At 39.8% G+C, this 26,985-nt stretch carries 22 protein-coding genes; 9 read left to right on the top strand and 13 right to left on the bottom strand.

Annotation, left to right across the window (positions count from 1 at the left end; genetic code table 11):
- Positions 1 to 60: 60 nt before the first annotated feature.
- Positions 61 to 2,727, bottom strand: coding sequence for an alanine--tRNA ligase (gene alaS / locus ACUXV0_RS05380; RefSeq protein WP_446192798.1), 2,667 nt, complete (start codon positions 2,725 to 2,727; stop codon positions 61 to 63).
- Between the two features lie 256 nt (positions 2,728 to 2,983).
- On the opposite strand from alaS, the gene ACUXV0_RS05375 reads away from it, so the two are divergent.
- The 4 genes from ACUXV0_RS05375 (at position 2,984) to dprA (ending at position 7,305) form a co-directional block, all read left to right on the top strand.
- Positions 2,984 to 4,387, top strand: a complete 1,404-nt coding sequence (locus tag ACUXV0_RS05375) for a leucine-rich repeat domain-containing protein (protein WP_446192043.1) — start codon at positions 2,984 to 2,986, stop codon at positions 4,385 to 4,387.
- Between the two features lie 62 nt (positions 4,388 to 4,449).
- The gene (locus ACUXV0_RS05370) at positions 4,450 to 5,868 is read left to right on the top strand and encodes a leucine-rich repeat domain-containing protein (protein WP_446192042.1); all 1,419 of its coding nucleotides are present in this window, start codon (positions 4,450 to 4,452) and stop codon (positions 5,866 to 5,868) included.
- 9 nt (positions 5,869 to 5,877) lie between these two features.
- Positions 5,878 to 6,192 (top strand): MerR family transcriptional regulator, encoded by a 315-nt coding sequence (locus ACUXV0_RS05365; protein ID WP_446192041.1) that lies wholly within the window; start codon positions 5,878 to 5,880, stop codon positions 6,190 to 6,192.
- Between the two features lie 3 nt (positions 6,193 to 6,195).
- Entirely contained in the window at positions 6,196 to 7,305 is a 1,110-nt protein-coding gene (gene dprA, locus ACUXV0_RS05360) for a DNA-processing protein DprA (protein WP_446192040.1), read from the top strand.
- Position 7,306: 1 nt separating this feature from the next.
- On the opposite strand, the gene ACUXV0_RS05355 is transcribed toward dprA, so the two are convergent.
- Together ACUXV0_RS05355 and ACUXV0_RS05350 are read right to left on the bottom strand one after the other, a co-directional pair.
- Positions 7,307 to 8,152: a hypothetical protein gene (locus tag ACUXV0_RS05355; RefSeq protein ID WP_446192039.1), complete on the bottom strand. Its 846-nt coding sequence runs from the start codon at positions 8,150 to 8,152 to the stop codon at positions 7,307 to 7,309.
- Positions 8,149 to 9,348 carry a class I SAM-dependent methyltransferase gene (locus ACUXV0_RS05350; RefSeq protein WP_446192038.1) on the bottom strand — a complete coding sequence of 400 codons (1,200 nt, stop codon included), beginning with the start codon at positions 9,346 to 9,348 and terminating at the stop codon, positions 8,149 to 8,151. Before ACUXV0_RS05350 ends, ACUXV0_RS05355 begins: the two co-directional genes overlap by 4 nt.
- 203 nt (positions 9,349 to 9,551) lie before the next feature.
- Between ACUXV0_RS05350 and ACUXV0_RS05345 the strand changes: the two genes are divergently transcribed.
- From ACUXV0_RS05345 to ACUXV0_RS05330, 4 genes are all read left to right on the top strand, one after another.
- Positions 9,552 to 11,114, top strand: a complete 1,563-nt coding sequence (locus ACUXV0_RS05345) for a SulP family inorganic anion transporter (RefSeq protein WP_446192037.1) — start codon at positions 9,552 to 9,554, stop codon at positions 11,112 to 11,114.
- A 4-nt stretch (positions 11,115 to 11,118) separates the two neighbouring features.
- Positions 11,119 to 11,754: a carbonic anhydrase gene (locus ACUXV0_RS05340; protein ID WP_446192036.1), complete on the top strand. Its 636-nt coding sequence runs from the start codon at positions 11,119 to 11,121 to the stop codon at positions 11,752 to 11,754.
- A 203-nt stretch (positions 11,755 to 11,957) separates the two neighbouring features.
- Positions 11,958 to 12,701, top strand: coding sequence for a LytR/AlgR family response regulator transcription factor (locus ACUXV0_RS05335; RefSeq protein WP_446192035.1), 744 nt, complete (start codon positions 11,958 to 11,960; stop codon positions 12,699 to 12,701).
- Positions 12,698 to 14,644 carry a tetratricopeptide repeat-containing sensor histidine kinase gene (locus ACUXV0_RS05330; RefSeq protein WP_446192034.1) on the top strand — a complete coding sequence of 649 codons (1,947 nt, stop codon included), beginning with the start codon at positions 12,698 to 12,700 and terminating at the stop codon, positions 14,642 to 14,644. Before ACUXV0_RS05335 ends, ACUXV0_RS05330 begins: the two co-directional genes overlap by 4 nt.
- Here ACUXV0_RS05330 and ACUXV0_RS05325 read toward each other — a convergent pair.
- On the bottom strand, positions 14,632 to 15,909 hold the full coding sequence (locus tag ACUXV0_RS05325; protein WP_446192033.1) for a neutral/alkaline non-lysosomal ceramidase N-terminal domain-containing protein: 1,278 nt from the start codon (positions 15,907 to 15,909) through the stop codon (positions 14,632 to 14,634). The two genes, ACUXV0_RS05330 and ACUXV0_RS05325, sit on opposite strands and share 13 nt — an antisense overlap.
- Before the next feature lie 124 nt (positions 15,910 to 16,033).
- Between ACUXV0_RS05325 and ACUXV0_RS05320 the strand changes: the two genes are divergently transcribed.
- Positions 16,034 to 16,855 carry a mechanosensitive ion channel family protein gene (locus ACUXV0_RS05320; protein ID WP_446192032.1) on the top strand — a complete coding sequence of 274 codons (822 nt, stop codon included), beginning with the start codon at positions 16,034 to 16,036 and terminating at the stop codon, positions 16,853 to 16,855.
- Between the two features lie 4 nt (positions 16,856 to 16,859).
- Here ACUXV0_RS05320 and ACUXV0_RS05315 read toward each other — a convergent pair whose 3' ends face one another.
- The 9 genes from ACUXV0_RS05315 to ACUXV0_RS05275 all read right to left on the bottom strand — a co-directional run bounded on the left by ACUXV0_RS05315 (position 16,860) and on the right by ACUXV0_RS05275 (position 26,983).
- Entirely contained in the window at positions 16,860 to 19,475 is a 2,616-nt protein-coding gene (locus ACUXV0_RS05315; RefSeq protein WP_446192031.1) for a T9SS type A sorting domain-containing protein, read from the bottom strand.
- Between the two features lie 5 nt (positions 19,476 to 19,480).
- Entirely contained in the window at positions 19,481 to 21,112 is a 1,632-nt protein-coding gene (locus tag ACUXV0_RS05310; protein ID WP_446192030.1) for a CTP synthase, read from the bottom strand.
- Positions 21,113 to 21,207: 95 nt separating this feature from the next.
- Positions 21,208 to 22,032, bottom strand: coding sequence for a hypothetical protein (locus ACUXV0_RS05305; protein ID WP_446192029.1), 825 nt, complete (start codon positions 22,030 to 22,032; stop codon positions 21,208 to 21,210).
- Positions 22,033 to 22,202: 170 nt separating this feature from the next.
- Entirely contained in the window at positions 22,203 to 23,837 is a 1,635-nt protein-coding gene (gene groL, locus ACUXV0_RS05300; RefSeq protein WP_446192028.1) for a chaperonin GroEL, read from the bottom strand.
- 49 nt (positions 23,838 to 23,886) lie between these two features.
- Positions 23,887 to 24,162, bottom strand: a complete 276-nt coding sequence (locus ACUXV0_RS05295; RefSeq protein WP_446192027.1) for a co-chaperone GroES — start codon at positions 24,160 to 24,162, stop codon at positions 23,887 to 23,889.
- A 245-nt stretch (positions 24,163 to 24,407) separates the two neighbouring features.
- Positions 24,408 to 24,752, bottom strand: a complete 345-nt coding sequence (secG, locus tag ACUXV0_RS05290) for a preprotein translocase subunit SecG (protein WP_446192026.1) — start codon at positions 24,750 to 24,752, stop codon at positions 24,408 to 24,410.
- Positions 24,753 to 24,799: 47 nt separating this feature from the next.
- Positions 24,800 to 25,165, bottom strand: a complete 366-nt coding sequence (locus ACUXV0_RS05285; RefSeq protein WP_446192025.1) for a hypothetical protein — start codon at positions 25,163 to 25,165, stop codon at positions 24,800 to 24,802.
- Positions 25,159 to 25,686: an LPS assembly lipoprotein LptE gene (gene lptE / locus ACUXV0_RS05280; RefSeq protein WP_446192024.1), complete on the bottom strand. Its 528-nt coding sequence runs from the start codon at positions 25,684 to 25,686 to the stop codon at positions 25,159 to 25,161. Before lptE ends, ACUXV0_RS05285 begins: the two co-directional genes overlap by 7 nt.
- The gene (locus ACUXV0_RS05275; protein WP_446192023.1) at positions 25,676 to 26,983 is read right to left on the bottom strand and encodes a sigma-54 interaction domain-containing protein; all 1,308 of its coding nucleotides are present in this window, start codon (positions 26,981 to 26,983) and stop codon (positions 25,676 to 25,678) included. The genes lptE and ACUXV0_RS05275 overlap by 11 nt, the downstream gene beginning before the upstream one ends.
- Positions 26,984 to 26,985 lie beyond the last annotated feature (2 nt).

The following is a 26,985-nucleotide window of genomic DNA, read 5'->3' as shown; positions in this document are numbered from 1 at the left end:
TGAACTTAAAAAAGCCGAGACTCACGCCCCGGCTTTTTATAGTCTAAAATGTGCTATCTCTTAAAGAAAACTCACCGCCTTCTCAATCGCCTTCTCTAATCCTGTGGCATCCGAGCCGCCGGCAGTGGCGAAGTGTGGCTGGCCGCCACCGCCGCCACGCATTTCTTTGGCTGCTTCTTTGACAATTTTTCCGGCATGAAGTGTATCACTAAGGAGGCTATCATCTATCATAACGGCCAGGAGTGGTTTGCTATTCACTTCTGTTCCTAAAACGATGAATGGCTTTTCTAACTTGGCTTTGAGGTCATAGGCCAATTGCTTTAGTCCATCTGCATTCGGTACAGCCACTATGGCGGCAATTACCTGAGCACCATTCTTATCTTCTACTGTTTTCAGTAGATCCAGTTTGACGTTTTGAAGTTTCTCATTCTCCAAAGCCTCTACTTTCTTTTGCAGAGCTGCTTTTTCTTCCTGAAGGGCCTTAACGCTGGCTACTAAATCCTGTGGTGACTTCATTACAGCTTTCAATTCTGTAATGATAGCCTCTTGTTCTCTCAGTCTTTCCAGAGCTTTAATACCTGTTACAGCTTCCACACGTCTTACACCCGCAGAAACAGAACCCTCAGAAGTGAATTTAAAAAGACCAATCTCTCCAGTGGCCGGCACGTGATTACCACCACAAAGCTCTATGGAGAACTTAGGGTCAAAGATGATGACGCGTACAAAATCGCCATACTTTTCACCAAAAGTAGCCGTGGCACCGAGTTTCATAGCTTCATCTATTGCTACATTACGGCGTTCATCCAGCTTGATATTCTGTCTGATTTTCTCGTTTACGATATCCTCTACTTTCTGTAGTTCTTCGTCGGTCACTTTTGAGAAGTGCGAGAAGTCAAAACGAGTGACTTCATCGTTTTGGTAAGACCCACGCTGTACAATGTGATCACCCAGCACCTCACGTAATGCAGCAAGCATTAAGTGCGTAGCTGAGTGGTTTTTAATGATATTGCTATGTCTTTGAGTATCTATTTTAGCCTGAACCTTAGCGGCTCTTAAGTCCTCAATACTGATGTCTTCAAAAGGAGCTTTCTTAACCACATGCACATGCAAACCAGCCTCCAATTGACAGTCCACTACTTGTAAGTCAAAAGAGGTTTTGTCGGTAGTAAATGTGAGCACCCCGGTATCACCAACTTGCCCACCCATTTCGGCATAAAAAGGCGTTTCTGCCAATACCACATGGAATTCCTGACCCTTTTTGGTTTTTACCTTACGGTACTGCACCAGGCTGGTTTCAGCTTCCTGATGATCATAACCTATATAACTTGGGTTATCGAGTTCATTGACCTCAAACCAGTCGGCAGCTTCTTTGGTGGCATCTTTACGGCTACGTTCTTTTTGCTTTTGTAGCTCTTTCTTGAAACCTTCTTCATCAATTTTGAATCCTTTTTCACGAGCTATAAGAGCTGTTAAATCCACCGGGAAACCATAGGTGTCAGACAGTTCAAATACTGTTTTTCCGTCAATTTCCTTTTGACCGGCATCTGCCGCAAAGAGTTGATCCAGTCTTTTCAGACCTAGATCAAGCGTACGTAAGAACGTTTTCTCTTCTTCTTCAATTACTTTGGTGACAAACTCCTCCTGTTGCTTCAGCTCAGGGAAGACATCTTTGAATTGCTCTGCTAAAACCGGCACCAGCACACTCATAAATGGTTCTTTAAAATTCAGGTATGAGTAACCATAGCGAATGGCTCTCCTCAGAATTCTTCGGATCACATACCCTGCACCATTATTAGATGGTAACTGTCCATCTGTAATAGCAAAAGCCACAGCTCTGATATGATCTGCCACCACACGCATGGCCACATCTCCGTAATTTTCAGAAGAAAGTGTGCCATTGGCTCCGTACTTCAGGCCACTCATTTTCTCCAGCACCTGAATAGTGTTCTGGAAAATATCAGTATCGTAATTCGACTGTTTGCCCTGAATAGCCATACAGAGACGCTCAAAGCCCATTCCGGTATCGATGCACTTGTCTTCCAGAACATCCAAAGAACCATCTGCTCTACGCTCAAACTGCATGAATACCACGTTCCAGATTTCTACCACCTGAGGGTGATCTGCGTTCACCAAGTCCTTACCAGGAACCTTCGCTATCTCTTCTTCGGGTCTTAGGTCAATATGAATCTCAGAACAAGGCCCACACGGACCTACATCACCCATTTCCCAGAAATTGTCTTTTTTATTTCCGTAGATAATGCGTTCGTCTGAGCCTAAAATGTTTTTCCAGATATCAAAAGCCTCCTGATCAAAAGGAACATTATCCTTTTTGTCCCCCTCAAAAACAGAAACATAGAGACGGTCTTTCGGTAGTTTGAATACATCGGTGAGTAATTCATAAGCCCAGTGAAGTGCTTCTGTTTTGAAATAGTCACCAAATGACCAGTTGCCCAGCATCTCAAACATGGTATGGTGATAGGTATCAAAACCTACTTCCTCCAGGTCATTATGCTTTCCGCTTACTCTCAGACATTTTTGTGTATCCGCAATTCGGGTAGATGGCGGCGTGGCATTTCCCAAAAAGAAATCTTTAAACTGAGCCATACCTGAGTTTTGGAACATCAGGGTAGGGTCATTTTTGGCCACCAAAGGGGCCGAAGGGACAATCAGGTGTTGTTTTGAAACAAAGAAATCAAGGAATGCTTTGCGAATCTCGTGAGAGGTCATATTGCGTTTGTACTTTATAAGAGCAGCCATTTTGGTCTACTCGTCTTATTTTTTCGAAAAACGACGCAAAAATAGGGTTTATAAAAGGCTTGACGAAAGAATTGGGAATTGTTTTGAAAAGTTAACTCTTAACAGCTTTACTCTATCCGCGTGAGAAATATGTGCTATTTAAACGTGGAGTTCTTTTTATTTAGATGAATGTATATACGATTTCAACTATTTATTTAGTTATATTGAAAATCAAAACATTCAACTCATGAAAAAATCCATTCTTCTTATCGCATGCCTTTTCTCCTTTTACTCTATCCAAGCACAATTCTCTTTTATGTCTTTTGAAGAATATAACCTTCAAAATGGAGAGAAAGCTGCAGAGAGGTTAGCTTCAAGTCAAAGTATAAGGATAGAGGAAGAAGGCACTGTTGCCAAAATGAAAACTTTTGTGTTTAACCATAAAATTCAAAAAACACTTGGGAGGCACTCATTTCTTGAAAATTTTAGTGAAAGAGTTAGTCTATGGCTGTTGGTACAGCTAAATGATAATTTTAAACCGGATTTAATTCTGTATAGAGCTCAAAAAATGAATCTGGGAGAAGGTCGCATTGATTATGAACCAATCACCTTTACCGAGAAAGAAGTCAAGAAACTTCAAAACATTCTAATTCCGACTGTCAACTCTTTTAATTATGAACAAATACATCCTGAGGACAAGATACTTTCATTGCACTTTAATAACTTCAGATACACATCTAAAACGCCGGAAGCGGCAGTGGCTTATTTAATTGGTTTAGCGGATACTACGACTAAAATTGACTTATCTGACTATCAATTGAAAGCGGTTCCTAAAGAGATATTTCAATTTTCAGAGTTACAGTCATTAAACCTCTCTAATAATTATTTAACTGAAGTACCCAAAAAACTTTGGAGATTAAAAAAACTCAAATCTGTAAATCTCTCAAAAAACGAATTGACGAATAATAGCCTTCGTTTAAAAAGAAATAAGAGTATCAAGACCCTTAACTTTCAATACAATTATTTTACTCAACTGCCCAAACGCGTACATAAGCTTAAGACTGTTGAGGATCTTTTTGCAGGCAATAACTTCCTCACCGATTTTGAGTTTCAGAAAATCAAAAAAAGAGCTTCTATTAAGAATTTAAACCTTTATAATTCAGCGATATCAAAATTGCCGAGGCAATTGATCAGACTTTCAAACCTTGAAGAGCTTGATTTGTATTATAATAACCTGAGATCAATTGGTGTCGATCTTTCTAAATTTCAGAATCTTAGAATAGTAGCTTTAAGTTTTAATGGAATGTGGAAGTTACCAGATGAAATTGGTGATTTAAAGGGTTTAGAAAAGCTCTATGCTCACCATAACAAAATCAAGAGTATACCATCATTGTCTGAATCAGTAATTCACCTCGATTTGGGTTATAATTTATTTGAAGAATTACCAACCTCCGTTTTGAAGTTAAAAAACTTGCGAGAAATCGATTTTTCTAATTGTAGACTGTATGAGATGCCGAAAGAGTTGAGCCAGCTTTCACAATTAAATACTGTATTTATTGGTGGGAATCCATTTGAAAACGAAAGTACTGAAATGCAAAAATTTGAGGAATTTAAACTGGCAATGGAAAAGCGTTCAGCCATGGTTAAGTAGCGTTTTTGGGAATCTAAAGTAGTTGTCAGGCGTTAATTATTTGATTGAGCCACCATTCCTGTATGTTCCGTATTTCAGTTCTTTTATTTCTGTTAAGTCTTACCTGCTCCGCCCAGGTTGAAGTCATGAATCTGGAGCAATACGAGCTGAAAAATGGGGTTGTTGATCTTGCGACCATCAGAAAGTTAAGAGGCAGGAGTACGACCTATGGACAGTGGAATGGCCCTTCCAGAAATAAAATATGGCAAAGCCTAAAGGTTTTTGCTCTGCAAAGAGATCTTGATTTTGAAGAGTATAATAGTGATCTACAGCTCAATATTTCAGTAGAATTAGGTTCTGATGGGTTAATCAAAAGCATTCTATATATGACCCGTGAAACGGTGATGGGGGAAAGCGAAGACAGCTATCGGGTTCGTTATGATGATAATTACCCCGGCGATCTGGAATCTAAACTTCGGACTATTTTGCATGCATTTGCTGAGCAATACCGAATGAATAGTATCTCGCTTAACTCAGAGTTCTACCCACTTTCATATCGGCTAAAGCCTATAGAACCAAAGCTTGAAGCAGGTGTCTTTTATTCAATTGCAGAAGCAAAGGCCGCTTCTCCTGAAACTGTCAAAAAACTAGATTTGTCTTCTCAAAAGCTAAAGGATTTCCCGGAAGATATATTCGATTTGACTTATTTGGAGGAGCTGAATGTAAGTCGAAACTTATTGGAAGAGTTGCCGAGGAAACTGTGGAAAATGAAGCATTTGACCCATGTCAATGTCAGTAGAAACCTTCTCGGTAACAAAAGTTTTCATTTCAGGAAGAATAATACGCTGGTTTCTTTGAATATGCAGTATAACAGCATGGACCAGCTGCCCGCTCACATTCATCGATTGAAGAATCTTTCAGACCTTTTGATCGGTAATAATTTTCTGACAAATCTGGAGCAGCAGGATTTCAGACCAATGCCGGCTTTAAAGTCGATAAACCTTTATAATGCTGAATTATTAAAGTATCCTCAGGGATTGGAGCAATTTGAGAACCTTGAAGAACTGGACCTGTATTATAACGCATTGAACTTCATTCCACCTTCCATTGCAAAGCTCCAGAAGTTAAAAACGCTGGCTGTGAGCAATAATCGTCTGTGGAAACTACCCGATGAACTATCTACCTTGATCGACCTAAGCACCTTATATGCACATCATAATAAGTTAACTGATTTGCCGGATTTTAGCTCTAATCTCAGCTACCTGGATATCGGTTATAATAGATTTGAGTCCCTGCCGCCTCATATTGCGGAGCTTACTGAGCTTTATGAGTTAGATATTTCTAATAATGATTTGAGTGAGGTGCCGGAATTGCTAAAAAAATTAGAAAACCTTCAAAATCTCTTTGTGAGCGATAACCCAATGGAGAAGGAGGCTAAAACGGCAGACAAGTTCCGTCAATTCGTTGTAGATTTGGAGTCGAAAGGCGTAGTAGTGCATTAATTTCTTCACATGAAAGACCTAAAGCTTTATTATACAACAGAAGAGGTGGCAGACCATTTTGAAGTGGCTCCATCGAAAATACGGTATTATGAAGCAGAGTTTAATCTGAAGATCAAAACCGTAGGTAAGAATAAGGCCTACAGCAAAAAAGATATCAGGAAACTGGGTAAGATCATAGCCCTGGTCAAGGAAGACAATTACACACTACAAGGAGCCAAAGAGCAACTTAAACGAAGAAAAGACGAGCAAAACCGAAACGAAGAGGTGATCAGTCGCCTTAAAAATTTACGTGAAGTTTTGGTGAGGCTACGTGGCAAAGAGTAATCCATGCAAGAAGATTTAGTGTATAAACTGGCCCTCAAAGAAGCCGATGGCGTGGGTGGCGTTTTATTTAGGCATTTGGTAAGCTATTTTGGCTCTGCCAAAGAGGTATTAGAAGCACCGGCAGGTCAATTACAAAAAGTACAGGGAGTAGGGAAGGGTAACCTCAAGAAAATTCAGAAAGCCACAGAGTATTTACCCTCTGCTGAGAAGTTGCTCAAAGACTCAGAAAAGAAAGGCTACAGGATCATCAGTTTCACGGATGAAGCTTACCCCTTGAGATTTAAAGGTTTGTATGATGCCCCTCCATTATTGTTTGTGTCGGGTAATTCAGACCTAAATAGTGCCAGAACTATTGGCATAGTAGGCACCCGAAAAGCTACTGATTATGGTAAAGAAATCACTGAGGAGATAGTAGCTGGGCTGAAAGCTCAAAACGTCTGTGTAGTAAGTGGTCTGGCCTATGGAATAGATATAGCCGCACATAAGGCAGCAGTAAAAAATGGACTTTCTACCATAGCTGTAATGGCTGGAGGACTGGACCAGATTTATCCGGCTGCACACCGAAAATATGTAGGTGATATCATTCAAAATGGTGCCTTGGTTTCTGAAAACAGGAATGATAATGTACCTGTGGGACCTCAGTTTATAGCCCGAAACCGCATAATAGCGGCATTAAGTGATGTCACTATCATCGTAGAGTCTGCAGCTCGGGGAGGAGGTCTGGTTACGGCAGAATATGCCAATAATTATCATCGGGAAGTGTATGCTGTGCCCGGTAACATCAATCAAACATATTCAGAAGGACCTAATAACCTCATCAAAAGAAATAAAGCGAAGATATTCACCTCTGTTAAGGCAATGATCAAAGACATGAACTGGGAATTTGATGAGCAAAAAAGTGAAGTCTTACGAAAAGCCGAGCTGGACTTGACTCAGTTAACAGATGACGAGAGCAAAATACTGGCATTACTCAGAGATAAAGGTGAATGTTTGATAGATGACCTGAGTTTTGAATCAAATATCCCTCTAAACAAACTAGCCTCCTTACTACTCAATCTGGAGTTTCAGGAGGCTGTTAAGGCCCTGCCGGGCAAAAAGTTTAAGCTGAAGTAGCCTATTTGGCTTTCAATTCCTGCAAGACTAATTTCTTGCTTTCTACTACTTGAACAGCCTTTTCTAATGCTTCTCGTGCAGCAAAAAGTTTATCTGTGAGCTCAGGGAATTCCTCTTCACGCTTTTGTAGTTTGTCTGCATCACGTTCTTTCTTATCCTTAATTTTTACAAGCTTCTTTTCTTGTTTTTCTACCTCTTCCTGTAGCTCTTCTGTTTCTTCTTCTACCTCAGATTTTAGTAATTCCTGAAATACGGCATCCTTTTTCTGAATCACTTTGCTTAGCTCTTCAGGGCTTTTATCTATTTTCTTACCCAACCTTTCCTGGGCTCTGATATTGGCTTCAAGGGATCTTTCTGCTTTTCCTTTATTTTTTTCGGCAACATCCTTTAAATCCTCGGCCCAGGCCAGGTCTGTCTCAGCCATACGAACTTCCTCATTGAAATAAGCCAGATCATAGAAATCATAGAAGAGCTTATCCAAGGCTTCATGATCAAACTGAGCATCATCCAGCGATTTGCCATTCTCATCAAGGAAAAGCGTATTGATGACCACAAAGTCTTTATTGTCTACAACAATACTCACTACTTTATCCAGATAGCTGCTTAAGCCACCAGACTTGATTTTATCGACAGTGATTTCGCCTTTAGAATTATCCACTTTCCCAAGTTTGCTCAGGTAAGTTTCCCAATCGCTTTCTACAGTTTTCGCTTCAGATCTGATGTACATATAATGTGATGTATGTATCTCATCCTGGTAAAGGAAATCACTCTTTAAAATATGCTGGGCAAATGATGGTGAAGCCAGAGCAATGGCTCCAAAAAGAATAATCAGTGCTTGTTTTTTCATGTATTTAGGTCAAAATTTCTTGTGCAAGATACGACGATCTTCTCGTTTTTGTGATTCTGAGTGAACACCAAAAAGCGATCGCCACCATCTATTAGACGATACTTCTTCTTTAAAGTTTCGGGTTTAGCGGGGAAGTTTCTTGAAATAATATTGAACTTCTCACCCTTTAACTTCTTAAGCTCCTTAGAATTAGCAGAATAGATTTGATGTATTTTTAGAATCTTTCCTGGGAAATTATTGATCAACTGATCTGAAGTGTAAAAATGGGAGTTTGAAGCGAGCTTCAAAAGGTTAAATTGGTTTGCTATACTCTTGAAAGCTCCGGCCTTCATGATGGCAGCATTGGGTTCATAAAGGAAGGACTGTGGCTCTCCAAAACTAACCTGAGCATTTTTTTCTTGTTGCAGACTAAAGTCAAATTGCTGCCTTTCTGTATCCGTGAAATTGAAGCATTGTAAAGATATCTCAACAGGTTCTTTTGTTTGCTGAAGGCTGAAGATAAGCTCTTTTACATCATTTTTGACGGCTATAATCTCTACCTCAGTTACGGCATTAAGACTATTTATCGCCAACTGAATGTCTAACAAAGGTGAATATTTGACCAGAAATTTAGCCGCCTTATTTAATAGTGTATTGTTAATCTCTAAAAGATTAGGACTACAATCTTCTATCCTGACTAATTTTGAGCTCTTTTCAGATCGGCGATCAGGATCTAGAAATATGAGATCTAAGCCAGACAGATTTTGATCCAAAAACTCTTCAGCTGTACAGTTATGGTAAATCACATTATCAATACCCAGAGCCTCAAAATTATGCTTGACAATGGTATATAGCTCTGTATTAGGCTCGCAGTAATGAACGCTTTTGAACTTCTGAGCTAAAAAATACGAGTCTATTCCAAAGCCACCTGTAAGATCTGCAGCAAGCTCTCCTGATTCATTTCTGAATTTATGTTCTGCGGTCTCTCCTGAGGAAGACTGCTCAATATTCACCAATGAAGCCCCCAAAATGTCTGGATTTTCTGCCCATTTTGGTAGCTTCTTTTTGAGTTTCTCTAAAAAAGCATACTGTCCTAAAACTAGCCTTAGGAACTCTGAAGGCCAGCGTTCAGGGTTTTTAAGAGCAAAATCACCGACTGAAATGTTCTTCAGTTTTCTTGCTTCTTTGTTTGCCTTTTGTAAGAGAGTAATGTCCATTTGATAGAAGAAGACGTAAAATTAAAAACTTTGTAGTGCAATTATTAGTCTCAAGGTTTTATGTTATTTTCTATCGTTTCTGCCATAACTGTAAGGAATAAATAATCGCTCAAGCCAATAATCAATAAAGCCGAAATGTCTTCTTTATATTTGCCTTTGATTTTTTCAAAACCCTTTGTCTAACCAGATTAACGTTTTATTCAATGACAAAAGAATTCACTTTTAAACACATCGGAAAAGATTTTTCTGCAGGTGTAGTAGTTTTTTTGGTGGCTCTCCCACTGTGCTTAGGTATTTCACTCGCTTCTGATGCACCGTTGTTTTCGGGTATTATCGCTGGTATTGTCGGTGGTATTGTCGTTGGTTTAATTAGTGGTTCTCGTCTTGGAGTCAGTGGACCTGCGGCGGGTTTGGCTGTTATAGTGGCTAATGCCATTGGTAGCTTCCCATCATATGAGCTTTTTCTGGCAGCAGTGGTGCTTGGAGGAGCTATTCAACTTGTTCTAGGCTTTATTGGAGCCGGTAAAATCGCCTTCTATTTCCCATCTTCCGTGATTAAGGGAATGCTGGCGGCCATTGGCTTAACTATTATTCTAAAACAGATACCACATGCTTTTGGGATAGATAGAGACCCAGAAGGCGACTTCAAGTTTTTGCAAAGTGATGGGGAGAATACATTCTCCGAACTCCTCAATTTGAACAATTTCACCGAGGGAGCATTATTGATAGGATTGATCTGTCTTGGAATTCTGATTCTCTGGGAGAGAAAGTTTATCAAAGAGAATAAGGTTCTGGGTTTTATCCCTGGTCCTTTGTTGGCAGTAGTTGCTGGTGTGGTTATAAGCTATTTCTTCCCTGAAAATTTAGCTTTAAGTGAAGATCACCTGGTTCAGATTCCGATTTCAGGCTCAATTGAGGACTTTGTAGGTCTGTTTACATTCCCTGATTTTAGAGGATTGGCCAGTTTTGCGGTGATCAAAACCGGTTTTCTGATTGCCATTATTGCAAGCTTGGAAACACTTTTATGTGTAGAAGCTACTGATCGTCTGGATCCAAGAAAAAACATAACCCCAACCAATAGAGAGCTGGTAGCTCAAGGAGTAGGAAATATGTTCTCAGGATTAATTGGAGGTATTCCTGTTACTCAGGTGATTGTTAGAAGTTCTGCCAATATTCAGGCTGGTGGACGTACCAAAATGTCGGCTGTCATTCACGGGTTTTTATTGATGTTCTGTGTCATTTTGATACCAGATATCCTGAATATGATTCCTTTATCTGCTTTGGCAGCGGTTCTTCTTGTAGTGGGTTATAAGCTTGCTAAACCAGAGACATTCAAAAGAATGTGGGCTGAAGGTCAGGATCAGTTCATTCCATTTGTGGTAACCATTATTGCGGTACTCTTTACTGATCTATTGGTAGGTATCCTGATAGGTTTGCTGGTGGGTATTGGTTACGTATTATACACCAATTTCAGATCTGCATTAAAGCTTTCAAAGTCAGGTAATCATATGACTATTGACTTTAAGAAAGATGTCTTTTTCTATAATAGAGCCGAATTAATGAAGGCATTAAGCACTCTTGAAGAGGGTGACGAGCTAACGCTTGATGGTAGAAATGTAGATTTTATGGATCATGACATCTTCCTTGCGATTGAAGACTTTGTGAGGGACGCTCAAAAGAAGAATATAAAGGTAAACGTATTAGATATTACGCGTAAAAAAATTACCTTCGGTAAGAATGAAGAAACTATAGAACTGAATAATTAAGATCATGAAATCATACGATCAATTATTAGAAAACAATAAAGAATGGGCAAAAGAGCAGGCCATCACTGACCCTACTTTTTTTGAGAAAATGGCTGCCGGCCAAAGCCCCGATTACCTATGGATAGGCTGTGCAGATAGCCGTGCCCCGGCAGATAGAATTACCAAAACGGAGCCCGGGAGTATTTTTGTTCACAGAAATGTGGCCAACCTTGTAGTTCACTCAGATATGAACATGCTGGCTGTATTGCAATATGCAGTGGATCATCTTAAAGTAAAACATATCATGGTGGTAGGGCATTACGGCTGTGGAGGAGTTCAGGCAGCAATGAGTAATGGAGATTACGGCATGATCAATAAATGGATCAGAAGCATCAAGGATGAATATACTGTCAACAAAAATGAACTTGAGGCCATTTCTGATGAAAAGAAAAGGTTTGATAGGATGGTAGAATTGAATGTGGTTAGGCAAGTGAAAAATCTAGCAGAAACGTCTATTGTTCAAAAGGCCTGGAAAAATGGAGAATATCCTCACTTACATGGCTGGGTGCTGGAATTAAGCACGGGTAACATCAAGAAAATTTATGAGATAGAATCGGGAAATCTTGATGAGATAGAACCGATTTATAGATATGACTTCTAAGAGTTCTTAAAACATCTGCAGAAAGCCAGGCTGAAAGGTCTGGCTTTTTCATTTACCACAAAATAAAACCCACTACTCTGGTCAGGTATTTTTGCGTAATATTCGGGTATAATCTACCAACGGCTAAGAAAAAGTGACCACTTATACAGTTTGCCAGTAATCTAAAGCAGGAAGTGGTACTTTTATATTAACCACTGTAAACTATGAGTAAAGTTGTACTGATTGACGACGAACCAAAGGCCATAGAAAGTCTAAAATGGGAGCTGGAAAACTTCTGTCCTGAAATTGAGGTCGTCGATACTTTTACTGATCCGCGGAAAGCCTTAAAGTATTTTGAGGCCGATACAGATATAGACTGCCTTTTTCTTGATATAGAAATGCCTCAAATGGACGGTTTCAGGTTTTTAGATAAACTGGGAGAGAGAAATTTTGCGGTAATTATTACTACTGCCTATGATCAGTACGGCATCAATGCCATAAAGGAAAGAGCCTTGGATTATTTGCTCAAACCTATTGACTCAGACGATCTTATAGCCGCTTGTGAGAAGATTGAACAGTATAAAAAAGAACATTCACTGATAGACAAATTTGAGGAGACTTTGCTCAATGCCATGAGCAATACAGGCTCAGGCCATAAACGCATTGGTCTCAACATTGACGGTAAAATCATGTTTCTAAAACCCGATGAGTTGATGTATTGTGAGGGTGATGGGAATTACACCTCAATATTTCTGGAGAATGGCGAAAAGTTGTTTGTGACACAAACCTTAAAGAGAATAGAACAAAAGCTGGAAGGAGCCGAGTTTTATCGTATTCACAATTCTTTTGTGATCAACCTTACCAAGGTCAGAGAGTACCTGAAAACAGACTCTATGGTAGTGATGACCGACGGTAAAAGTATCCCGGTAAGCAGAAATAGAAAGTCTGACTTTTTGAATAAATTTTGAGAAAACTACTAATCATATTATCCTTTTGTTTTGGTAGTCTGGCTACAGTTATGGCTCAGGTACCTGAGGGTACTCCTTTTCTATTCGAAGAGGATATTAAGGAGTATGTGGTGATAGATAGTGTTTTGAGACCCATCAGTTACAAAGTAGAGGCACTGGAGGATTTCATTATTGAGTCAGAAAAAGTGGGTTATAATGCCGGATTAGTCTACGCCAATAACCAGCTTGGTATTTACTACAGAAACAAAGCTGACTACCCTAAATCTGAAAATTATCATAAAACTGCCCTTGCCATAGCAGAGTCTAATAATCTGACAGATTTTAGAATTATGGCTCTGAACATGCTTGGTGTAGTTGCCAGAAGAAAAGAGCAGGTTAGAGTAGCTCTGGATTATCATAAGCAGGCCCTGGAACTAGCCGAAAAGCAAGGTTCCAGAGGTGAGACCAACCTCAGAAGTACGGCAGTTTCAAGGAATAGTATTGGTAATCTATACCTGACGCTCAGACAGGAAGACCTGGCACTTAATGAGTTTTTAGAATCGATTAAAATTGAGGAGAAGATCGGGAATAACCTTGGCTTGGCCATTAACTATCAGAATATTGGTGGTTTATATGAGCAAAAAGGTGATTTCAAAAGTGCCATGGAGAGCTATGAGAAGTCGCTTTCCTACAATGAAAAGATCAATTCTGATCTGGGTAGGGTCATCTGCTATAATAGCATTGCTCAATTATACCTTAAGCAAGGTAAAGCTCAGGAGGCTCTGAAATTGCTTGAGCCTACTATTCCTAAGGCAGAGGCTATTGAGGATGACTATTATATTGTGATGGCAGAGCAAAATTACGGCTGGGCATTATTGGAATTAGGTCAATTAAACAAGGCAGAAAATTACCTTACCAAGGCCCTGGCAACGGCTAAAAATCTTGGTCAACAGTATTTTGTAGCAGAATCTTATAAACACCTATCGGTTCTAGCAGAGCAAAAAGGTAGATATAAAGAGGCTCTGGACTATAACAAGCTCTATCATGAAAATGAGGAGCAATATCTCAATGAGAAGAATCAGCAGTATGTAGCTGATCTTATTCTGAAATATGACTCCGACAAAAAGAAAAGCCAAATAGAAATCCTGGAAAAGGAGAATGAACTGGTGAATGTCAAACTAGCGGACAATCGTAGATTTCTAATCATTCTAATATTCTGTACCATACTTCTGGCTTCTATTTTCTACATTTTATATAGACAAAATAACCTTAACAGAGAAAAGCAATTTTTGGAGCTGGAACAAAAAATGATGAGGTCCCAAATGAACCCTCATTTTATATTTAACTCTCTGAATAGTATTAAGTTATATATAATTAGCAATAATAAAGATAAGGCTGTTTATTACTTAAATAAGTTCTCAAAACTCATTAGAACTATCCTCTCAAACTCAAAAGAAAAGGACATTACCCTGGAAGACGAACTCCAGACTATGGATTTGTATATGAATATTGAGAATATCAGATTCTCGAATAAGATTCACTTTAATATTGAGGTTGAAGAGGGCATTGAAACTAAACAGGTGAGAATACCATCCCTGATTTTGCAACCCTTTCTGGAAAACGCCATTTGGCATGGCCTCTCTTCAAAAGAGGGAGATAAGATATTGACTTTATCTGTTGCTCAATCCGCCACAAATCAGCTGACGATTGCTATTGAAGATAATGGGATTGGTCGTGAGAAATCGAGAGAAATCAAAGCGAAGAAAACGCTGAAAAACAAATCGATAGGAATTGACCTGACAGAAGAGCGTTTAAGGAATTATTATGAGGAGGTTAAAGGTGAACATAAACTTGAGATTATTGACCTATACGACGATCAAAATGAAGCCTGTGGTACACGAGTAAATCTGGTAATTCCTTATTATGCAGAATTCAAAAAGAAGCCAAAGCTTCAATTGAGTTGAGCGGCCTTATCTAATACATCTTTCACCACTTCACTAAAATATGCTCCGTTATAAGGGCCAAACCAATTCATGGTAGTGGTTTCGTATTTGTCTTTGTCAAAGTGCTCGTCAGCAGTGATATAGCCGATGTAGTCACCATTAAAACTGGTTAACATCAATTCTAAATTTTTAGATTGGGCGTACTGTTCAAGCTCTTGAACTAACTCTCCACTAAAATCACAAGGTAGCCCGATGAGAACAAGCTTGTCAAGTTTTACAGCTTTTACAGAAGCTGAGGCTTCCCCAAAAAGCCAGTTGAAAACCCAAGGTCGTAATGCCCATGTGGTGCCAATACGCGGCGAAGGTTTCCTCAGCGGCACTGTTGCCTCTAAATAGGAAATGGAATTGGCTAATTCCATCTCCAATTCATTCTTTGAGTTGATTTCCCGAAAAACTCCTAGAGCCTGATTATTGACTTCATCAAAATCGTCCTGTCCTTCTTCTATTGGCCCCATGCTGCCTACAGCACCGGCCATGTAGGCGGCGAAATCCACTTGGTAATTTTCCAGTGAATCAACCAATACTCCAGGGTAATCCCTTGATAAGTGGTTAGTTTTAGAGTCCAAAACCGTCGAGTGGGCAGCGTATGAATTCAATATGGCTGTTTTTCCGTCTTTAGTATTAAATCGGAGTGTGGAGATATTCGGAGCTATTTCTCCTCCTTCTATGAGCCGATTCCGAATATCTTTTTTATCAATATCCATTTCATAATTTAGCCCACTGACTTCAGACATATTCTTTGAAGCCAATTCTATTGACTCCAGGATTTGGTCAGCAATCATCTGTTCTATATCAGGGGCATATTGCCCTGCGAATAATCTCCCAACCAAAGTATTGTACCATCCACCGATAGAGTTATGGCTATGTGTAGCACCATAATATATGTCTATGTTATCGAGTAATTTTTGATCAACCAATGCCTCAACAGTAGGAGGGATGATCAATAAATCAGCAGTAACTATTGCAACTTGCTTTTGCTTAGTTCCTAAAACGATAGTTCTGACATAGACAGAATCGTGGATTTTTTCAAAAGGTTTCCCTTTACGTACACCATAGCCTGCCAGAGCCATCGGCTGATCAGGAGTAATGTTAGTTTTACTCCAGCCTACTAGTAAAGAATCATCACCTAAATGTTTGAATTGCAAGGTCTTGAGGTTCTCATTCCAGTCCCTATAATACTGCATTTCTTCTTTGGGCGTATAGTCTATCACCGTTACTAAACTCACTAGTAATATGATAGTTAAGGGAAGGAGGGCACCCAGTATTTTTAAAAATAGCTTCATGTTGAAGGCGAGACTTTTTACTGATTTTGCTTTAAATTAGCGAACCTTTCACAATGCTCAAGACTACATGGAAATAGATTTCGCAAATTATTTAAACATGGCTGTAGATGCCGTGGTTACTTATGCTCCTCGATTAATAGGAGGTATAGCAGTTCTGGTCATCGGCTTCTGGGTTTCAAAAAAGCTTTCTCGTATTGCTAGTCTTAGTCTTGAAAAGTCGAGTCTATCACCGGAGATTACGTCATTTTTAATTTCCATGTTTGATCTGGCCATAAAGCTCAGCGTAATTCTCTTTGCCGCCGGTATGGTAGGTTTTGATACATCGGCCATAGTAGGGGTGCTGGCAGCTGCTGGGTTTGCTATTGGTTTAGCCTTACAGGGTGGTCTTGGGAATTTTGCTTCGGGCATTATTATCCTTGTTTTTAAGCCTTATAAAGTGGGTGATTGGATAGATATTGACGGCAAATTTGGGAAGGTGGAAGAAATACAAATTTTCAATACTCTACTTGGCACCCCAGGACAAAAGACATTGATTATCCCAAACGGACAGATTACAGAAAATGTAGTAACCAACTTCTCAAAGAAAGGTTCTATCCGACTGGAGTTGACGGTAAATATGCCTTATGAACAAAGTTTTCCGGAGGTGGAGAAGATCATACATGAGGTGATGGCCGCAAATCCACTTATCTTAAAGGAGCCGGAACCAATGGTTGGTTTAGAAGCCTATGATACGCACTTTCTAGTAGTAGGAGTAAAGCCTTTTGTGAATCCGGATGATTTTTGGGAAGTAACTTATCAGCTACACAGAGATATCAAAAAAGCCTTCAGTGTAAATGGAATCAAAATGGCTTATTCTGAAGGTGTGGAACTAGGAACAATAGGAGAGTAGGTGCCTACTGTTTGATAATTCGATGATGAGAAACTTCTCCATCAGCAATCAGATTTAAAATATAAGAGCCTGATGGAAGGTTTTCAATGTTTATCCCTCGATCTGAATATTTACCGAAATCTACTTGTCTGCCAGACATCTCCAATAGTTGAAAATTGATCTCCTGTGCATTAGAGCCTGAGATTTTTATCAATCTGGTAGCTGGGTTGGGGTAAATATGAATCGTCTTTTCCTTTTCGGCAGATAATACGATAACGATAACTTCAGCAGAGCCAAAAACTTCGCCAAATCCACAAGGATTTTCTACGGTAGTAACGGAGTAGGTTGTAGTACTCAGCGGACTAACAGAGAAAATATAAGGATTAGATTCTGCGGTAATACTTCCGCTTGAAGGGGTGCTGAAAGTCCAAGGTCCAGGTCCTGTAAAATCTACTTGTATATTGGTACTTTGCCCTATTTCTATTTGTCCTCCACCGCTTAGTGTTGCCGATGGTAGCTCCACATTTTCTATTATTGTTTTTGTTTCGCTAAATTTTGCACATCCGTTTTTTTCAATCCAAACCTTGTAAGAGCCTAATCTATCAGCACGAACCGTGAAGGAATCTGATGACGCCGTCAACTGATCATTTACCCATTGGTATGAATCGGTGATTTCATTTGAGGTGATTAAGGCAAATCCGCCATTGATACAGATGCCTAACGTGTCTGCAACAGGACTGAGCTGCGTATTGATTTCTGTAAGCTGTAGCTGAATATCTTCATTAAGGACTTCACACGAAGGAGCTTGAATATTTAGTTCATATGTGCCAGAGGTGTTTATATTGAGCCTTTTATCACTGCCCCTCACTTGTCCTTCTTTACTCCATGAAATAGAGGCACTGCTAAAAAAGTCATTTCCTTCTGAAGTAAGATAGCTGGTATTTTCTTCACCCAATTGAAAACTGAGGAAACTAATCTCCTGAGCACAATTTCCATTTTGATCGGTTAAAATGTTTATAGCAGGAGTACCGAATTTCACCTCAATTGGATTCGATAAGTATGTACAGTTTTCGCTGATTTCAGCTTTTAATTGATATCTACCGGCCTCCTCGAAACCTATTTCTTTTTGATTCTCATTTGGTAACTCAGACCCATTCAGCAGCCAGCTAAATTGTGTTTGGGCTGTCTCAAACTTAAGTTGAATGCCTGAGCCATAACTCAGTGGAGCGATACATGATTGCAGAGCTTCAAAATTATCTGCAAGGTCAAAACTTACGGTGTTAGAGTCGAAATTAATGTCCAGTGTATCCGAACTGATGAGACAAATATCGTTGCCGAAATTACCTGCAATATGATAAGAGCCTGTTTCTTGCAGACTACCGAGATCATAAAAGAAATCAATGTTTTTCAGTACCTCATTGTCCTTGTAAAGGGAAAGATTATAAGCACCTCTAATAATATCTGAGTTCTCTACAAACGGAAGGACTTGTACCGATGATCCGGCACAATATGCATCATCATTTAAACGGGAAAGGCTAATTGCTTCAATGGTCCCGGTTTTTACGAGAATAGGCTCCGAAAGAGATTCACAATTGCCTTGTTTCAGGCCAAATCGGTAAAGACCTGGTTGTTGAATAGTCACTGATTTAGATCTTGCACCAGGAATACCTTTTCCGTCTTTGAGCCAATAATAAGATAGATTTCCTTCATTTTCGTATCCTTCTGCCGTAAGGCGTAGATTGGTGTTTTCACAAATCGTAATTTCACCATTTTTAGCTTTTAGTGGATATGTATCTATATCCCCTGCCTTAACAGTACCAATGTTTACGAGGAATGGATCTGATTTGCTTGTACAGCTCCCTTGACGGAGTGCCAAGGAGTATTGACCACTTTCTGTAGCCGAAAAATTACTTGAAGTTGCCCCAAAAATGGTATCTCCTTCATAAAACCATTGCATCGATAGTGATTCTAATGCTGGAAAGCTGGCGTTGATTTGAACAGCGTAGCCTTCACAAGCTTGCTGAGGAGTAGAACTACTTAATCGGGCCTTATTCATTTCACCGGAAGTAATACTAGCTCTACCACCTACTGTATACGTACAGCTTCCTCTTTGAACCTGGGCCGTGTAAATACCGGATTCCATGGCCTTATAAGAGGACTCTGATGCTCCTGGTATCAGGATCCCATCCTTTAACCAGCTGATATTATCACCAGAGATTAAGCCGGTATAAATTTCTATTGGCGTACCAAAGCCTTCACAAAATGGCTCAGCATCATATTGTATAAATAAGCCGGGAAATGCATCAATATTAACAGTTAGTTCATTCGATTTAATTCCGGAAGTATTGGCCTGCACAAATAGTGTAGCAGATTGATTTAATCTCCAATTGAAATTGAAATCATTTATTTGACCGAGCTCTGTTACGGATTCGTCTGCGTTTTTACGAAAAAGAAAGAAAGTCTCATCTTCTTCAAAGTTGGCATCAGAAGTAACTATAAAAGAACTGGAATCACCATAACAGTAAAAACCTGAGCTGCTACTCAGGTTCAAACTTTGAGAAAATACATTCCCGTAAAAAAGTGAAAATGCCAACAGGAATAAAGTGAAAATTGGCTTGAGCTTTACTACGGGGATTTTCATAGGCTTTATTCTTTTTCTGCTGCGTAATCCATGGCAGCTTTCACAAACTTAACGAAGATAGGATGAGGTTCTTTTACCGTACTTTTTAATTCCGGGTGAAACTGTACCCCTAGGAAAAACGGATGAGATGGTATCTCAACGATCTCTACCAAGTTGGTCTTCGGATTTATACCTGAGAAAACCATACCAGCTTTTTCAAAGTCTTCTCTGAATTTGTTATTAAACTCCCAACGGTGTCTATGTCTTTCAGAGATTTTCTTCTTTCCGTAGATGCTTCTGGCCAGGGTTTTTTCGGCCAATTGACAGTCATAAGCTCCTAAACGCATGGTGCCCCCTTTCTCAGAAACTTTGACTTGGTCTTCCATTAAGTCTATCACCGGATGCTCAGTTTCCTCGTTCATTTCAGTGGAATGTGCGTCTGACCATCCCAGAACGTTTCTACCGTATTCAATTACTGACATTTGCATACCAAGGCAAATACCAAAGAAAGGAATATTATTCTCTCTTACGTGCTGTACAGCCTTGATTTTACCAGCGATCCCTCTTTCACCAAAACCGGGAGCCACTAAAACGCCATCCAGATCTTTGAGTTTTTCTTCAATATTTTCTTCGGTTAGTGATTCAGAGTGAATCCATTCTAACTTGACTTTGCATTCGTTTTCTGCACCAGCATGAATAAAAGACTCTATAATTGACTTATAAGCATCTTTAAGCTCCACATACTTACCAATAAGCCCGATAGTTACCTGAGCTACAGGATTCTTTAGACGGCCCAGGAAGTTTTTCCAGTCATCAAGCTTAGGGTCTTTGTCGTTATAGACATCCAACATGTAGAGTACGCGTTGGTCCAGTTTTTCTTTTTCCATCAACAATGGAACATCATAAATCGTAGACGCATCTTTCGCTTCTATTACCGACTTTACCTCTACGTTACAGAAAAGAGCAATTTTTCTCTTGATGTCTAGTGGTAAAGAATGTTCTGTTCTACAAACAATGATGTCTGGCTGCAGTCCAGATTCCTGTAATTTTTTTACCGAATGCTGGGTAGGCTTGGTTTTAAGTTCGCCGGCAGATGCCAAATAAGGCACTAAGGTCAGGTGAATGGTGAGCATGTTTTTCTCACCTAAATCCCATTTAAGCTGACGTACAGCTTCTATGAATGGTAAAGATTCAATATCACCTACACAACCGCCTATCTCCGTAATGACGATATCGTATTGACCTGTCTCGCCAACATTTAAAATGTTTCTTTTGATTTCATCGGTGATGTGAGGGATAACCTGTACTGTTTTTCCTAAGAAATCCCCCTTCCTCTCCTTAGAGAGTACATTGAAGTAGATTCTACCCGTAGTTACGTTATTGAGCTGAGAGGTTCTAACATTAAGAAAACGTTCATAATGGCCAAGATCAAGGTCAGTTTCTGCACCATCATCTGTTACATAACACTCCCCATGCTCATAAGGGTTTAGAGTGCCTGGGTCTACATTTAGGTAAGGATCCAGCTTCTGGATAGTTACCGATAGTCCGCGTGCCTGTAAAAGTTTTGCTAGTGAAGAGGCAATGATTCCTTTGCCAAGAGATGAAGCTACACCGCCAGTTACGAAGATGTATTTAGGTGTTTTTTTGTTCCCGCTCATTACTACGAATTGAAAATCCTATGTATGATTACGGGATACAAAGGTAACTCTTTTCTTAAGTAATGCGAGTTAATTTTAGATCAATTCTGAAGCTTCTATTGACAATTATAGGCATAGCTCTCAGTAACAGACGATAAGCGTCCGTTTTGAGTTTTACTCATATTTGATTTAATCGGGTAATCGCCGTCGTAGTCATATGCGGTTGAGAATTCACTGGTACCACCGTTATTTGTAATAACCCATTTGGTAGCATTATTCTGGTTCAGAAAGTAGGTATAGTTCACGTCTCCATTTAGAGCAGTGTAGGCCATAAAATAAGAGAGGATTTGACCAAGCTGTCTTTGCTCTGCAAAAGGACTTTTCTTGTCATCAAACTCTTTGTTTTCTAAGATCGTCTGCCAATTTCCGTCATCCTCTACACTGATTTTGGTGATATTGCCATCATCATTATAGTCAAAAGCAAATTTCACGATATCTTCAAATATCACGAGGTCTAGTTCCAGACTTACGAGCTGGCGTGTACCATTATAGCTCATAATGCTTTTATTTTCAATTGGTCTACCTACGCCATCACGGCCGCTGAATGTCATGCTTTGAAGGTCATTATTTCCATTATATTCAAAATAATAGGCCCCATTGTTTAAAGTTGAGTTTCTTGCTTCTACAATATTTCCTCCTTCATAAATGAGTTGGTCAAAATCGAAAAAACCTAATAGCTGATATGGATTTCCGTCGTCATATTGGACAGTCATCTTCAATCCTTGACTATGTTCAATATCTCTTATATCGCAATTGCGGATCTGCTCTCCCACTGCCTGAGACGTACCTAAGGGTCTGATTCCCAGATCATGAACTTTCTTACAAGCGAAGAGTCCGATCAGGCCAAAGACCAGGATTACTGTATTTCTGAATAATACCATATCCACACTTTGGCAAAAACCATGCTAATTCTCAAACGTATAGTCTGAATAGAAAAAGAATATTTTCAGCTAAAGTCTAGAAAGATCAATCATCATTGAATTTGTGTTTGACCCATAAAAAATGCCACCCTGTTTCCAGAGTGGCATTTTTTTATTTTTCTGAAGAATGATTACATCATTCCGCCCATTCCGCCGCCTGGAGGCATTGCGTGAGCAGGATCTGGTTTTTCTTCAGGAATATCTGAAACTACAGCTTCAGTAGTCAATAACAGACCTGCAATAGAAGCAGCATTCTCAAGTGCAAGACGAGTCACTTTAGTAGGGTCAATGATACCCGCAGAGATCATGTCTTCATATTTATCTTCACGAGCATTATAACCAAATGCATCTTTACCGTTCTTCACTTCCTGAGCTACTACAGATCCTTCGCCACCGGCGTTGAATACGATAGTTCTCAATGGAGCTTCTACCGCGTTTTTAATTAATGCAATACCGGTATCTTCGTCAGCTGAATCACCTTTAAGGCCGTCAAGAGCAGCTTGAGCTCTGATAAGAGCCACACCACCACCAGCTACGATACCTTCTTCTACCGCAGCACGAGTAGCGTGAAGTGCATCATCTACACGGTCTTTCTTTTCTTTCATTTCTACTTCGGTAGCAGCACCGATATAGATGATAGCTACACCACCAGAAAGTTTAGCAAGACGCTCTTGTAGTTTTTCTCTGTCGTAATCAGATGTAGTAGTCTCAATCTGAGCCTTGATCTGATTTACTCTAGCTTTGATACCTTCCTGATCTCCAGCACCGTTTACTACAGTTGTATTGTCTTTGTCAACGATCACTTTCTCAGCTTGGCCAAGCATGGTGATGTCAGCATTCTCTAACTTAAATCCTCTTTCTTCAGAGATTACCGTACCACCAGTTAAGATAGCGATGTCTTCAAGCATTGCTTTTCTTCTGTCACCAAAACCAGGAGCTTTTACAGCACATACTTTCAATGAACCTCTGATTTTGTTTACTACTAAAGTAGCAAGAGCCTCACCGTCTACATCTTCAGAGATGATCATTAACGGACGAGAAGTTTGAGCAACAGCCTCAAGTACAGGAAGAAGTTCTTTCATTGAAGAAACTTTCTTCTCAGAGATAAGGATGTATGGGTTCTCTAGCTCAGCTTCCATCTTATCTGCGTTAGTAACGAAATAAGGAGAAAGGTAACCTCTGTCAAACTGCATACCTTCTACAGTTTTAACTTCAGTTTCAGTACCACGAGCTTCTTCTACAGTGATGACACCTTCTTTACCTACTTTCTCCATAGCGTCAGAAATCATTTGACCGATTTCCAGATCGTTATTGGCAGAAATAGTAGCTACCTGAGTGATTTCTTTTGCAGTAGCAATAGCATTTGACTGCTCTCTTAGGTTTCCTACTATTGTAGAGACAGCTTTGTCAATACCTTTTTTAAGGTCCATTGGGTTTGCACCAGCTGCTACGTTTTTAGCACCAATCGTGTAGATAGCCTGAGCCAAAACTGTTGCAGTAGTAGTACCATCACCCGCTGCATCAGCAGTTTTAGAAGCTACTTCTTTAACAAGCTGTGCACCCATGTTTTCGATAGGATCTGCAAGCTCAATTTCTTTTGCTACAGAAACACCATCTTTTGTAATAGAAGGTGAACCGAATTTTTTATCAATAATTACATTACGACCTTTAGGCCCTAGAGTTACTTTTACTGCATTCGCAAGGGTATCTATCCCCTTTTTCATGCGATCTCTGGCCTCGGTATCAAAATGAATTTGCTTTGCCATTTTTTATTTCTTGTTTGAGATTTCTAAATGTTAGTTTTCAATAGAGAGATTAAACGATAGCGTAGATATCTGATTCACGCATAATCAAATACTCTTTGCCGTCAATAGTTAGCTCGGTACCTGAGTACTTTCCGTAAAGTACAGCATCACCAACACTTACTGTTAATGGCTCGTCTTTTTTGCCAGGTCCTACGGCTACCACTGTTCCTTTTTGAGGTTTTTCTTTTGCCGTGTCTGGAATGATAATTCCGAAGGCAGTTTTTTCTTCAGCGGCTGATGCTTCTACCAGCACTCTATCTGCCAAAGGTTTTACGTTTACTGACATAGTCTTCCGTATATTTTAAGGTTAACGATAAAATTTAAAGTTACAGGAGTCAATTGATCAAATGATCTGCCAATTACCCATTATGTCATTGTTTACTGACATTTTTTCATGTTCAATAATTTAAGAATGACGAATCGCCTTTTTAAGCCGATAATGCTGTCAGGGTGGGGGTGAAGAATTGTCATGATCGGGTATAAAAAAAGGCTGCATCGTTTGATACAGCCCTTCTTATAAAGATTTTCTTCTTACTCAGCAGGAGTGGCATTTGGTAAGGCCGGTACCGGGTTAGCCGGAGCTGGTGCAGCCGGTGCAGTCTGAGATGTCTCTACATCCAGTACACTGTTTGTTCCGCTTGCATCACCCGCTCTCATGAAAATACCCGTAGCCAAAGCACCAACCACGATAAAGGCAAAAAAGCCCCAGGTTAATTGCTCCAGAATGTCACCGGTCTTTTGTACACCGAACATCTGTGAGGTAGCTCCACCACCAAATTCACTTGATAGTCCGCCTCCTTTTGGGTTTTGTATAAGAATAACACCAATTAGCAATAGTGCTACGATTATGATCAATATGATAATTGTTGTTGTCATTATGTCTTCTTGATTTTGAAAAGTGGCTGCAAAATTAGTTTTTTTCTTTAATTAATCTCTGATGATCTCTCAAAAAAAAGATTTTCAGGCCGATGGACGGGTTGAAAATTCTTTAAAAAGCGATCAACGCGTTCTATGTAGGTCAGGTTTTCCTTTGGTTTTGATTCCGTTTTTACATTTTCCTGCTTGCTTTGAATGAGTTTGGCTTTCAATAACCATTTCTGTCTCTCTGCCTCAAAGGCTGCTCCTTTGGCTCCTAATTTCTCTCCTGCAGATACAAATACCATTCGAAGGAAATCGAAGTCAGGGTATTGATCTAAAAGGTCAGACAAAATCTGAAAATCAAATGGGGTAACGCTTTGAGGACTTTCGGCTAAGCCGATCAATAAGTCGATATTGCTTTTGCTTACCATTTAGCAGCTGTGTCGTTGAAGATATTAAGCACCAATTGCTCTAGAATTTTAGGAACCAAACTAGGTTCTACTTCTGAGAGAGACTGCTCTTGAGAGAAATCTTGATAGAAACTAAATTCCTTTTCAAAACTCTCATTTTCATCCTGCATATTCTGGAACGTAACTTCAACAGCAATGGTCAAACGGTTCATGGCCGCTTTATCACCTGAGGTAGTAGCCACAGGAGTCATTTCGTACCGGGTTATGGCTCCGGCTAAATACAAATCGGCATTCGCCGGAAGCAATTTCAGACTCGTGTTTCTTTGATAGTACTCCTTTAGTTCTTCATTGAAGTTTAAGGAAAGATTGGCAGGTCCTCCGGCCGTAGCCATTGAAAAGTTTTCAATGGTGATGGTCTCCAGATCCGGAGACAAAGAGGTGCCTGTAAACGAATAGACTCCACAAGACTGCAGTAAAGGAGAAAGTATAAGTATGCTAATCAGTTGCAGACCTCTAAGGAGGTTTAAAGATTTATTTTTCATCTTCAATATCATACTGCTTAATCTTACGATACAAGGTTCTTTCTGAAATTCCGAGATCTTTGGCGGCATACTTACGTTTGAAATTATTCTTACGTAAGGCCTTCAAAATGATCTCGTGTTCATTTTTCTCTAGTGATAACGACTCTTCCTCATCTTCATGTGTGATGTCTTCTACATTTTCACGTGTTCCGTGAAGATTGTCGATCGTGATGATGGTCTCGTCGTCTTCTTTGGTATAAACCGGGTAAGGGCTTTCATGCTGAACCGGAGGAGGTAGAGCAGAATAAGAAGCACTTGGAGTGGTTATTTCGTCAAAGAGGTCTTCATGCTCATTGATAAACTCCTCAGTGATTTGACCACCTTTCATCATGTTATGGACCAGCCGTTTAAGATCAGTCACATCCTTTCGCATGTCAAAAAGTACCTTGTAGAGAATCTCACGTTCAGAAATATCTCCCGATCCTTGACCAAATTGCTTAAACAAAGCAGGAAGCCCACTCGCCTGATGTCTGGGCAGATACTTCTCCATCATTTCGGCTGTAATAACTCTTTCGGGCTCCAAAAGTGTTATTTGCTCTGCAATATTCTTCAGCTGTCTTATATTCCCGGGGAACCTGAACGAAGAAAGTGCCTTTCTGGCTCCCTCTGTCAGTTCTACCGGTTGTATCCTGTTTTTCTCAGCAAAATCGGAGGTGAATTTGATAAACAGTAACTCTATGTCAAAACCTCGTTCTCTAAGTGGAGGTACGCTGATCGGCACGGTGTTTAGTCTGTAGTACAAATCCTCTCTAAAAGAGCCACGCTCTACCGCATCGATCAGATTGACATTGGTAGCAGCCACTACTCTCACATCAGTCTTTTTACTTTTTGAAGATCCTACCGGAATGAACTCCCCATTTTCAAGAACACGCAAAAGTCTGGCTTGAGTACTTGCCGGCATTTCACCGATCTCATCAAGGAAAATGGTTCCGCCGTCGGTGGTTTCAAAATATCCCTTTCTATCGTCTATGGCACCCGTAAATGCACCTTTGGTATGACCAAAAAGCTCTGAATCTATAGTTCCTTCTGGAATGGCTCCACAGTTGATGGCAATGAAATTTCCATGTTTTCTGTGACTCAAACCATGAATAATCTTTGAGAAAGACTCTTTACCACTTCCACTCTCTCCGGTAATCAAAACCGTAAGATCTGTGGGTGCTACCTGAATAGCAACATTCAATGCATAGTTTAAGCCCGGGGCATTGCCAATAATGCCAAACCTGTTTTTAACGTTCTGTATTTCTGGGCTGTTTGTCATTC

Source organism: Jiulongibacter sp. NS-SX5, from assembly GCF_052828545.1.
This window is presented reverse-complemented; position numbering and strand designations above follow the sequence as displayed.

Coding starts and splice junctions, on each gene's coding strand:
- ACUXV0_RS05350 (WP_446192038.1), bottom strand. CDS start 9,348: ATGGACATTACTCTCTTACAAAAGGCAAACAAAGAAGCAAGAAAACTG.
- ACUXV0_RS05355 (WP_446192039.1), bottom strand. CDS start 8,152: ATGAAAAAACAAGCACTGATTATTCTTTTTGGAGCCATTGCTCTGGCT.
- ACUXV0_RS05310 (WP_446192030.1), bottom strand. CDS start 21,112: ATGAGCGGGAACAAAAAAACACCTAAATACATCTTCGTAACTGGCGGT.
- ACUXV0_RS05340 (WP_446192036.1), top strand. CDS start 11,119: ATGAAATCATACGATCAATTATTAGAAAACAATAAAGAATGGGCAAAA.
- ACUXV0_RS05345 (WP_446192037.1), top strand. CDS start 9,552: ATGACAAAAGAATTCACTTTTAAACACATCGGAAAAGATTTTTCTGCA.
- alaS (WP_446192798.1), bottom strand. CDS start 2,727: ATGACCTCTCACGAGATTCGCAAAGCATTCCTTGATTTCTTTGTTTCA.
- ACUXV0_RS05295 (WP_446192027.1), bottom strand. CDS start 24,162: ATGTCAGTAAACGTAAAACCTTTGGCAGATAGAGTGCTGGTAGAAGCA.
- secG (WP_446192026.1), bottom strand. CDS start 24,752: ATGACAACAACAATTATCATATTGATCATAATCGTAGCACTATTGCTA.
- ACUXV0_RS05365 (WP_446192041.1), top strand. CDS start 5,878: ATGAAAGACCTAAAGCTTTATTATACAACAGAAGAGGTGGCAGACCAT.
- ACUXV0_RS05275 (WP_446192023.1), bottom strand. CDS start 26,983: ATGACAAACAGCCCAGAAATACAGAACGTTAAAAACAGGTTTGGCATT.
- ACUXV0_RS05285 (WP_446192025.1), bottom strand. CDS start 25,165: ATGGTAAGCAAAAGCAATATCGACTTATTGATCGGCTTAGCCGAAAGT.
- ACUXV0_RS05320 (WP_446192032.1), top strand. CDS start 16,034: ATGGAAATAGATTTCGCAAATTATTTAAACATGGCTGTAGATGCCGTG.
- ACUXV0_RS05335 (WP_446192035.1), top strand. CDS start 11,958: ATGAGTAAAGTTGTACTGATTGACGACGAACCAAAGGCCATAGAAAGT.
- ACUXV0_RS05370 (WP_446192042.1), top strand. CDS start 4,450: ATGTTCCGTATTTCAGTTCTTTTATTTCTGTTAAGTCTTACCTGCTCC.
- ACUXV0_RS05305 (WP_446192029.1), bottom strand. CDS start 22,032: ATGGTATTATTCAGAAATACAGTAATCCTGGTCTTTGGCCTGATCGGA.
- ACUXV0_RS05315 (WP_446192031.1), bottom strand. CDS start 19,475: ATGAAAATCCCCGTAGTAAAGCTCAAGCCAATTTTCACTTTATTCCTG.
- dprA (WP_446192040.1), top strand. CDS start 6,196: ATGCAAGAAGATTTAGTGTATAAACTGGCCCTCAAAGAAGCCGATGGC.
- ACUXV0_RS05375 (WP_446192043.1), top strand. CDS start 2,984: ATGAAAAAATCCATTCTTCTTATCGCATGCCTTTTCTCCTTTTACTCT.
- lptE (WP_446192024.1), bottom strand. CDS start 25,686: ATGAAAAATAAATCTTTAAACCTCCTTAGAGGTCTGCAACTGATTAGC.
- groL (WP_446192028.1), bottom strand. CDS start 23,837: ATGGCAAAGCAAATTCATTTTGATACCGAGGCCAGAGATCGCATGAAA.